Genomic DNA, 10,326 nt, shown 5'->3' with positions numbered 1-10,326 from the left:
GAAAGCCCCTAATAAGGGGCTTTTTCTATTGTCCATATTAGGGGAACAGCTCAATAAATATTACAGGTGGTTGAAGCGAGGAAGTTAATCTAATGTATAGGGCTTCTTCTCCTCAATTATCTCAACTTCATCCCATTCTACATATTTGGAGTACATATATTTATCTGTTCTTTCAAAATCCATTTTTTTGGCAAGTTCAGTGTTGGTTGTATCCAACAGCACCTTACCTGTTTTTCCATCTTCAGACGCAGAAAATAACTCACCCTTATATTTTGCCTTTGAGTTTATCTTAAATAAATTTTCTACTTCTTCTACAGAAACATTTTTTATATAAATATTTTCATCTAAATGTTTGAACCCTTGAGATAGATCAGATTGCTTATTGCTTATTAATCTTATTGATTTATCTTCCAGTAGCCTAAAGCTATACTCGCTACCATTATACATTGCATACTTTCCTTTTCTTATCATAGTTTCCTCCATCTAAATCTACATTTTTGTTATATCTATAAACCTTTTATAATCTGCATGATATCTTCCAACCAATACTTCTTGTCCATTTTCAACCTTATATAGTTCTGCTCCATTTTCAGGTAAGTATCTACCATCAAATTTAAATTCCGGTACAACTCTATCATTTCTAGATCCTGTAAAGCCATTTAGTGTACAAGGAGGTCCATCTGTGTTTATTCCATCAAATTTCTCACCATATGGAACAAAGATTGAATCCACTTCATCTGTCTTAAATTTTATAACACCGTATGTACTTCCTCCATCTGGAAAGGGTCTTTTCCCATTCCAATCCGTATAATCTAGCCTCAAACTTTCTACGAAGTCATCATAAAGCTTTATATCATGGACATCTTCAGCTTTTGCAACGTAACCTCCAATTTCAGAATATGTGCCATCTAAGTATTTTTCTATATCCTGCCCTGGAATGGTTTTCTGTAAAATAGTTGTCCTTGTAATAGGTGGGACAGCTTCTCTAATTGTTTTTAATTTTTCTACTTCCAAATCCGTTAACTCATCATGCGATTTTAACTTTAATTCTTTAAACTGTGAAGAGGTCATGCCCACATTTTTGAGTACATCATCTATTTTACTATTAAAGCCTTGTAGGTCCTTTAATTTTTTAGAGTCAAATTGGGTTTTAACTTTTCTGCCGTTAGTTGTTTGTTCACTAATATTTTTAAGCTGTCGACTATCCACATACTTAGCCGCACCAGCCACACCGCCGATTCCGAGTGCCATCAAAAGGCCGTTCTGGCGCTGTTCCTCGGTTAGCTGGTTACCGAACATGTCTTTGCCGGTGGCCGCTTCGCCAAGGCCGTTGGCAGCAAGGAGTCCGTATATCCCATATTCGGTTTTCTGGAGGAGGCTAAAGCCTTTTGCCGTTTTATAGGCATCGAGTGCGTGGTTCGCAGCGTTGAGTCCTTCGGCCGTTTTGTATAGGGCGCTGCCGCCTTTGATGGCCCGTCCGGCCCAGCCGACAACGGGGATGAATCCAGCTGCTGCCATGGCGCCGGCAGCGATTCGTTCGGCATCGGAAAGCTTGCGGCCCGTCACTGGATCGACTCCGGTTGAGGCCCTGATCGAATCATAATATCCCGTGAATTCCCCTGTAAAGGTTTTTGTCGTATCCCAGGCTTTTTCATACCATGGGCGGTTTTCAAGTTCTTCCATTTCGCGTTCGATTTTCCTGGCTTCGGCTCGTTCCTTTTTGAAGGTCTGATAGTCTTTCATCTGACCGGCGACTTCATCCTTCACTTGATAGACGTCACTATTCCTAAATGTCGACTGGTTGAACGTCATCGGCGAAATGCTGCCGTCCTGTTTGGTGGCATCAAGCAAGGCACGGAAGAGGCCAACGGCCACGTTTTCCTGCCCGACGGACACATCATATTCCTCGACCAATTGCCGGTCGATATTCTCGACCTTTGTCACGGCATCCTCCATTCTATGCCCGGCCAGCGTGATTTTTTCATTAAAGTCCTTTTGGTCGAACATATCCTGAGGCAGGATATCGTCAATGCTGTTCAGGATCCTTTGGAGATCGCGCGCTTGTGCATCGACAAGCGACTTCGCTTGTTTAATGCCGTTCGACACTTCACCATTTAAAAAAGGAACCTCGACCACCGTATTTCCGGCGAGGTCCACCTCTTCCAGAATGGCCGGAATGCCTTCCAAAAAACTGATCTGGGTCGTGAAAAGTTCCATCCAAGCGTCCGCCACCTCGATTTGCGCTTCATAGAAGCTTTTGATGGCGGCGGCACCGGCTCCTTGAAACTCATTATCCAGGCCGACGATGCCCTGAAATTCCTTTTTCAGGGCTGCGACTTCCTTTTTTAGTTCTTCATATTGCTTGGTGCGCGACTTGGTTGCAGCCGTCAATGTCTTAGCTTCATATATTTTCATCGCGGCTGGTACCCATGTGAAGACGCATGAGCGATGGCTTCATCCTGTTCTTTTAATAAGTCAATGTTGGCACGGGTATCTGCCACATTTTTCTGGACGATTTTGATATATTGCTCGAAGACCTTCTCCAGGTTCGTTTCCCGATCGATCCATTTCGAGGTGAATTCCAATTTATTACTGCCAAGCTCGCCTGCCGGCAAATTTCCAAGCGTGACTGTACCAAGTGCCGTCTTCACCTGATCTACTTGCTTCATTACGGCAGGATGATTCAGTTTGATTGTCGTCATTAAAACAACCACCCTTTTAAGTATGATATTTTGCTTTCCAATTGATCTATGACGGCTTCTCCTTTACCTAAAAGAACATCCGCTTCATGTGCTATGGTGCCTGCTGCACTAAGAGCCTTTTTTTCTATATTAAGCATCATGATTTTACCGTCGATTTTCTCTTGATAGCCGTCATAATCATCATGAATGATCGTTGACATTGCCTTGTATGCCTCACTGCGGGCATCTTGAAAGTCTTCTGCACAGTTTCCCGTCCAGCTTTTTGCCAAGTCTGGATTTTTAATTTTAGCGATTTCCCCAAGACAAGCATTCTGTTCTTCTTTGATTTGTCTTTTTGCCTGCTCCAAACGGTTGATCTTTTCATTCACATCGGACATTTTACCGGAGAGGGCTGAGTGAATTTCACTCAATGAATTTGCATACACTTAAATATTCACCTCAAACATACTATTCTCATTATGTAGACTTACATATTTTTCATATTTTTTATTATAAGGATTATAGTCTTAGAGTTAAATAGGGATAAATAAGCTATTTAAGCTAGGTGTTTAGGGAATTCATCCCACACGCATCAATTCCAGATTGGACTTTCCACCCCCTTTTTTTCCATTTTTAAACACAAAAAAAGAGAGTACAGGGCACCCTCTAAATATTTACTGCCTTATTTGAATTCCTTTTCGTTAAATAAATGCGGAACTTTCACCTTTTTCCCTTTTTTATGATTTGGATCAGGTTTTCCAGCTTCTATTTTAGCTTGGTCATAGACAGCGATGCCGACAATTTCAGCAACATCCTGAAGCTTTTCTTTTGAGATTTTGTCAATAGTATCATCAGGAGTATGATACTAAGGCTCTGATGGACTGTGGATGAATAAAGCAGCGGGAATCCCGGCCTCAGCAAAGGATACATGGTCACTTCTCCCGCCTTGTCCATAAGTGGTAGGCTCACCATTCAGTCTTTTACTTGATGCCTGGGCCAGTTCGGTTACAAGGTTCATTTCTCCATCATTGGTCAAAATGACTAAATCTCCGGCATCCCTGCTTCCCACCATATCGAGATTGAAGTTGGCAATGGTCCGCTTGATATCATCATCAGAGAGCTCGTTCACATAATTCTGTGAACCTAGCAACCCATTTTCCTCTGCCCCAAAGGTGACGAAGCGAATTTCCGTATCTGTAGGAAGATTTTTCAGAACACGTGCAAGTTCAAGTGTGACGGATGTTCCTGATGCATCATCATTCGCTCCCGGTGCTCCTGCAACTGAATCATGATGTCCCGTAATATATATGATATCGCTCTTTTTTGCTTTATTGGTCTTTGTTGCTTTTTTCGTTGCCACTACATTATAAGAGGTTTTTTCTCCGGAATAGGCTCCTTCAATTTTTAAAGATGCTGTCAACTTAGCTCCAGCATTCAATTTCTCCAGCAGGGCTTCTCCATCCTTTTTGGTTATTGTGACAGATGGAATATACTTGTCATTATCCTCTCCAAGTGTCCCGTTTAATTCCCCATCGGCATTATTGAATAAGATGACACCCCTGCCCCTTTTTCTGCTGCATTCAATACTTTCTCTGCAAAAGTGAGGCTCCCTCTTTGTATAAGGGCAATCCTACCTGCAAGCTCGGTATCCTCTAGCTCTTCTTTCGTTCCTAAACCGGCATATACCATTTCACCAGAAAGGTCCCCATTAACTGAATAGGTTAAATGGTTAGCTTGGATTTCCCCATCCAACCCGGCAACCGACAGTTCGACCAGATATGGATCGGTATAAGATAAAAAATTGAACTCTTCGATATCTGCTTTATAGCCATATGATTTGAATTGCTTTTTGATGAATTGGACGGCTTTATACTCAGAATCCGTACCGGCCACCCTAGGTGTTTGTGAGAGGTATTCAATATTCTTGTAGATTTTATCGGCATCGATTCTTTTAATGATTTGCTTGTCTGTGGATGGCGCAGATAGCGCCGGCGATGAGTTTGGCGTTGCTAAAGCGGCGGTTGTCCCGGCTGTACCGAGTGTCAATGCCGCGATTAAGGTTACCGATAGAAATTGTTTTTTCATAGATTGCCTCCCAGTTCAATAGAATCCACCATAATTTTACAATAAATGAAGGATAGTAACTAGGTAGGTTTATCCCTATTCATGCAGGTCTAAAGTAATGAATTTACAAAATAAAGTCATTAATAGGATATTTGAATCACACCAAAAATCATCTATCATTCTACATTTTGTCATATTATATAAAAATACCTGGAATCCAAACAGGATTTTCGCTCTTTTTCGGGAAAATAATACAGAAGAGATAGAATTTTTATAGGGAGAAGGCGCAAAGATGTCGATAACTAAATTTGTGATGCCGGAAGTTATTTTTGGAAAAGGTTCGATTGAACAAGCTGGCGAGGCCTGCTTGCGGTTGGGTGCCAAAAAGGCGCTGATAGTCAGCGACTCCGGGGTGGCTAATGCTGGCTGGTTAGATAAAGTCATTAAATCCTGCCAAGATGCAGGCCTTGCTTTTGCTACCTTCATTGAAATGACGACAAATCCGAAGGACAGGGAGATTGAAGCCGGCTGTTTGGCATTTAAAGAACAAGAATGTGATGCCATCATCGGTTTGGGTGGAGGCAGTGCTTTGGATGTTGCCAAAGGGGTAGCCATTTTAGTAACGAATGGCGGCATTATCAGTGATTATGAAGGTGTTGATAAAGTCCACTCTCCCCTCCCACCCATGGTGATGATCATGACTACTGCAGGATCGGGTTCGGAAGTATCTCAGTTTTCGGTGATCGTCGATTCATTCCGCGAGAAAAAAATGACGATCATTTCAAAATCACTCGTCCCCGATATTGCAATAGTCGATCCCGGTACCCTTACAACATTGGGACCCGATTTGACTGCAGCTACTGGAATGGATGTTTTAACCCACGCCATTGAATCCTATGTTTCAATCGCCGCGACATCATTGACAGATGTACAAGCTAAAAATGCGCTTTCGATCGTTTCCCGCCACTTACGCCCCTCTGTTGCATCCAGGCATAATGAAGAAGCAAAAAAAGCCATGGCGATGGCGAGCCTGCAGGCTGGACTAGCTTTTTCCAATGCCATTTTGGGAGCTGCCCATGCCATTTCACATGCCATAGGCGGCAAGTACCTTCTTCCGCATGGTGAAATCAATGCGATACTCCTTCCCCATGTTATGGATTTCAATCGGATTGCCTCACCAAGGAGATTCAGCGAAATTGCCGACATCATGGGCATCGATACACGGACATTGACCGAGCAGCAAGCAGGAATGGCAGCCATACACTTCGTAAGGGAATTATCCCTGGATATAGGGACTCCCAAGAGTTTAAGTGATGTCGGCATTACAAAGGACATGATAGATCCCATAGGGATGACCGCTCTTGAAGATGCCTGCATGATCACAAATCCTCGTGATATGTCATTAGAACAGATTAACCAGCTGCTTCTTACAGCCCTATAAGAGGTGAAAAGCATGAACAAACTTGAATTGATAGATTTAATGACGGGTGTGAAATCTTCAAAGAAAACGTATTACACGGAACTTAAGAAAACCGTAGATCAACTGAAGAAGAAGAATATGCAGCTTGAGATTATGAATGACATCACTAAAAATATGGATATGGACATCGATATCCAAGAGATTCTCCGAAATGTTATTACAAAACTTAAGCAGCTCATTACCTTCGATGACAGTCATTTTGTCATATTGTATGAGGAAGAACCTGCCCTGCTTCACATCTGCCCCAATGGGCACTGCGAACTTGAAATGGATTCCAAAAACCTGTTACACCCTTTTCAGGGTTTCTCGTCTGCCTTGAAAGATAAGCAGCCCATTCAGGTGGAAGTTAAACGGTTACCGGACTTCCCAGAAAAAGAACGTCTAATATCCCTTGAGATTGAATCACTTCTATTAATTCCATTATATGGTAAAAGCAAAAAAATTGGAATTTGGATTTTCGGCAGGAAGAAAAAGAATACAACATGGCATAAAGATGAACTGGAATTTCTTGAGCAACTATCCAATCAGCTTGCGTTAACTTTGGAGAATGCCCAGCTTTATAAGGAAGTTCTTCATTCCAAACAGGAGTGGGAGGATACCTTCAAGGCAGTTGAGGATATGATCATCGTCTTTGATCACAAAGGAACAGTCTATCAATCCAATGATTCAGCCAGGGACTTTTCCGACCTGGTTTCTTTAATTGAGAAATCCCAAACTCTGATTCAAGATACCTTTTCATTCAATAAGCCAGGGTTTCAGGAAGTACTCCTTCAGCATGATACCATCTTGGAAATGCAGGCTTACCCGATTCAAAATAAGGAGCAGCAAGCATATGGGGTCATTGCTTATTATAAAAACGTCACCGAAAGAAGAAAGATGGAAGTCCAGCTATTGCATGCAGGTAAACTTGGGGCAATTGGTGAAATGGCAGCAGGGATTGCCCATGAATTGAATAGCCCATTAACGGCCATTCTTGGTAACTCGCAAATTTTATTAAGGAAAACTCCACAAGACAATCCGGATTATATGCTATTGAACGATATTAAGATTTGTGGAGACCGATGCAGGCAAATAGTGAAAAGCCTGCTTACCTTTTCAAGGCAGGATGAGTATAGATTCCACTATTACTCTATTAACGACGCCATTCACCAGGTTTTGAACCTTTTAAAGTTCCAACTTGGGAAGAAGCAGATTTCACTTCACCTTACCCTTCAGGAAGACCTTCCTTTCATAAAGGGCAGCCAGCCGCAGATAGAACAGATCATCATCAACTTGCTATTGAATGCCAAGGACGCAATGGATGAGTCCGCTCAAACGGAAAAATCGATTGCGATCACTACCTATTTAGAAAACAAGTTCATGGTGGTTCAGGTGACTGATAACGGAATGGGGATTGAAAAAGAACGTCTGCCCTTCATATTCCATCCCTTTCATACGACTAAAGACCGGGAAAAAGGTACAGGATTGGGACTGTCTGTAAGCCTTGGCATCGCCAAGGACCATGGCGGAAAGATCGACGTTTTGAGCACACCAGGACAAGGAAGCACTTTTTACCTGAGGCTTCCCTTACAAACAGAAGAGGAAAGGGGATGATGAGGTGATTCATTTACTTGTTGTAGACGATGAGAAAGAGGTTGGGACTTTTCTATCCCGTCTTTTTACGATGAAAGGTTACCTCGTACAAGTTGTGAATAGCGGGAAGGAATTTCATGAGATCGATTGGAATCAGCTGCGTTTTGATGTCGCAATGATAGACCTGAAGCTTCCGGATTGTGATGGACTTTCCCTCCTGCAGCATCTAAAACAATTGCAGCCGCGTTGCAAGGTACTGATCATGACAGGATACAGCACCGTCAGGACCGCTGTTGATGCAATGAAACTTGGCGCGAGTGATTATATGGAAAAACCCTTTGTTGATATCGAAGTGCTGGAAAGGCAGATCGATAACCTATTGAATGAAAATGAAGATTTGAATCAGCATTTCATCCATAAGCTAGCCGAGGATTCAGGACTCATTGTCGGTGAAAGTCCTTTAATGAAGAATTTGATTGAAATGGCTTTCAAGGTGGCCCAAAAATCCGTCAATGTATTAATTGAAGGAGAAACTGGAAGCGGTAAAGAAGTGCTTTCCCGCTTCATCCACATAGCCAGCCCCCGGAACCATGAACCTTTTATCGGCATCAATTGTGGAGCGATCTCTGAATCCCTGCTTGAAAGCGAATTATTCGGTCATGAAAAGGGGGCTTTCACAGGAGCAACCCAGCTGCGAAAGGGTTTTTTCGAAATTGCAGGGAACGGGACGCTTTTCCTCGATGAAATCGCGGATGCAAGTTCCGCCATTCAAGTCAAATTGCTCCGAGTCTTGGAAACGCGTGAATTCATGCGTGTCGGCAGCAGCGGGACATTACGGACGAACGCTCGGTTAGTGGCGGCATCCAATGAAAACCTGCAGCAGGCAGTGGATGGAAATAAATTTCGGGAAGACCTATTTTACCGACTGAACGTCGTGACCCTGAATATCCCGCCTTTAAGGAACAGGAAAGAAGATATTCCCTTACTTGTCCGTCACTTGATGGAGAGAAATGGTCATGGAGATATCTCTTTTTCCAAAGAAGCCATTGAAAAATTACAGAAATACAACTGGCCGGGCAACATACGCGAACTATCCAATGTGGTCATGCGCACGCTAACTCTTGCAGACCATAAGTCCACAATAACCGCCAATGATATCTCTCTATCTAATGGCCAGATCACCCCTGACAAAATCGTGCCCCCTGATGAGATTCAGTCAACTGAAAACCTTCTTGAAGAGTGGAGAAAAAGGCTAGTGGCTGACTTTAATGAAAAGGATGAACTGATGCTTGAAGAAATACTTATGGAAATCAAACAGCTGCAATCCACAATTGGAAAGGAGCTCGTCATGCAGGCACTGCAAAAAACCTACGGCAACCGGAATGAAGCAGCCAAACGCTTGCAGATATCCATAAGGAAATTACGCTATATATTAAATGAAAAGAATCAGACATAATAAATAGGAGGATGCCCTGGAACGGGGCACCCTCCTTTGTTACTATTCTAGCGTCAATACGATGCGTCCGTTGATTTCTCCCTTTTCCATCATTGAAAACACATCATTGATTTCATCAAGTTTCCTTGTCTCTATATTCGTTCTGACTTTACCCTCTGCCGCAAATTGTACAGCTTCCTGTAAATCTTTTCTTGTGCCGACAATTGACCCTTTTACAGTTACACCATTTAACACTGTATCAAAAATCGGGATTGGAAGTTCATCATTCGGCAATCCGACAACGACAAGTGTCCCGCCCCTCTTGACTGAACTGTAAGCCTGTTCGAAAGCTTTTTTCGTAACCGCTACGGAAATGGATGCCTGTACACCGCCAACTTTATCCTTAATGGCCTGAACAGGATCGGTCTTAAGTCCATTAACCGTGTAATCCGCCCCCAGTTCCGTTGCCAAATCAAGCTTATCATCTTGAATATCGACAGCAATGACATTAAAGCCCATCGCTTTCGCATATTGCAGGGCAACGTGTCCCAATCCGCCAATTCCATAAACCGCTACCCAATCACCAGGTTTTGCTTCTGATACCTTAAGCGCTTTATAAGTCGTTACACCTGCACAGAAGATCGGTGAAACCTCCGCAAAGTCAAGCCCTTCAGGAACCTTCACCACGTACTTGGCAGGTGCCTTACAATATTCCGCATACCCGCCGTCCACGGAATATCCTGCATTCAATTGATCCAAGCAAAGCGTTTCCCTTCCGGTCAGACAATACTCACAATCGCCACAGGCAGAATAAAGCCATGGGATTCCAACTCGGTCACCTACTTTCAAGGAGGTTACACCTTCTGCCACCTTTTCTATAATGCCCACACCCTCATGTCCGGGGATAAGCGGAAGCTTGGGTTTTACCGGCCAATCACCATGTGCCGCATGTAAATCGGTATGACACACGCCACAGGCTTTAATGTTCACTAATATCTCACCATATTCCAATTCCGGGATGGGTACTTCTTTAATCTCAAGTTTTTGGTTAAATTCATTGACGACCGCTGCTTTCATTGTCTTGACCTGTTGTT

At 42.9% G+C, this 10,326-nt stretch carries 8 protein-coding genes and 1 pseudogene; 3 read left to right on the top strand and 6 right to left on the bottom strand.

The window, feature by feature from the left end; genetic code table 11:
- Positions 1 to 84: 84 nt before the first annotated feature.
- From IOC57_RS21150 to IOC57_RS26630, 5 genes and pseudogenes are all read right to left on the bottom strand, one after another.
- Positions 85 to 471: a hypothetical protein gene (locus tag IOC57_RS21150; protein ID WP_207440548.1), complete on the bottom strand. Its 387-nt coding sequence runs from the start codon at positions 469 to 471 to the stop codon at positions 85 to 87.
- Positions 472 to 489: 18 nt separating this feature from the next.
- Positions 490 to 2,415, bottom strand: a complete 1,926-nt coding sequence (locus IOC57_RS21145; RefSeq protein ID WP_207440547.1) for a ribonuclease YeeF family protein — start codon at positions 2,413 to 2,415, stop codon at positions 490 to 492.
- The gene (locus IOC57_RS21140; protein WP_207440546.1) at positions 2,412 to 2,702 is read right to left on the bottom strand and encodes a YwqI/YxiC family protein; all 291 of its coding nucleotides are present in this window, start codon (positions 2,700 to 2,702) and stop codon (positions 2,412 to 2,414) included. The genes IOC57_RS21145 and IOC57_RS21140 overlap by 4 nt, the downstream gene beginning before the upstream one ends.
- On the bottom strand, positions 2,702 to 3,127 hold the full coding sequence (locus IOC57_RS21135; RefSeq protein ID WP_309487744.1) for a YwqH-like family protein: 426 nt from the start codon (positions 3,125 to 3,127) through the stop codon (positions 2,702 to 2,704). Before IOC57_RS21135 ends, IOC57_RS21140 begins: the two co-directional genes overlap by 1 nt.
- Before the next feature lie 236 nt (positions 3,128 to 3,363).
- Positions 3,364 to 4,766 (bottom strand): annotated as a pseudogene (locus IOC57_RS26630) (M20/M25/M40 family metallo-hydrolase).
- A 271-nt stretch (positions 4,767 to 5,037) separates the two neighbouring features.
- On the opposite strand from IOC57_RS26630, the gene IOC57_RS21125 reads away from it, so the two are divergent.
- The 3 genes from IOC57_RS21125 to IOC57_RS21115 are packed head-to-tail and all read left to right on the top strand — an operon-like array spanning position 5,038 to position 9,253.
- On the top strand, positions 5,038 to 6,186 hold the full coding sequence (locus tag IOC57_RS21125; RefSeq protein WP_207440545.1) for an iron-containing alcohol dehydrogenase: 1,149 nt from the start codon (positions 5,038 to 5,040) through the stop codon (positions 6,184 to 6,186).
- 12 nt (positions 6,187 to 6,198) lie between these two features.
- Positions 6,199 to 7,818: a sensor histidine kinase gene (locus tag IOC57_RS21120; protein WP_207440544.1), complete on the top strand. Its 1,620-nt coding sequence runs from the start codon at positions 6,199 to 6,201 to the stop codon at positions 7,816 to 7,818.
- A gap of 4 nt (positions 7,819 to 7,822) precedes the next feature.
- A complete protein-coding gene (locus IOC57_RS21115; RefSeq protein ID WP_207440543.1) occupies positions 7,823 to 9,253 on the top strand; it encodes a sigma-54-dependent transcriptional regulator in 1,431 nt (476 codons plus the stop codon).
- 42 nt (positions 9,254 to 9,295) lie between these two features.
- Here IOC57_RS21115 and adhP read toward each other — a convergent pair whose 3' ends face one another.
- Complete coding sequence (adhP, locus tag IOC57_RS21110) at positions 9,296 to 10,309, bottom strand: alcohol dehydrogenase AdhP (protein WP_207440550.1); 1,014 nt, start codon at positions 10,307 to 10,309, stop codon at positions 9,296 to 9,298.
- Between the last annotated feature and the right edge of the window lie 17 nt (positions 10,310 to 10,326).

It is taken from the genome of Bacillus sp. SD075, assembly GCF_017355165.1.
Taxonomy (GTDB): domain Bacteria; phylum Bacillota; class Bacilli; order Bacillales; family DSM-1321; genus Peribacillus.
This window is presented reverse-complemented; position numbering and strand designations above follow the sequence as displayed.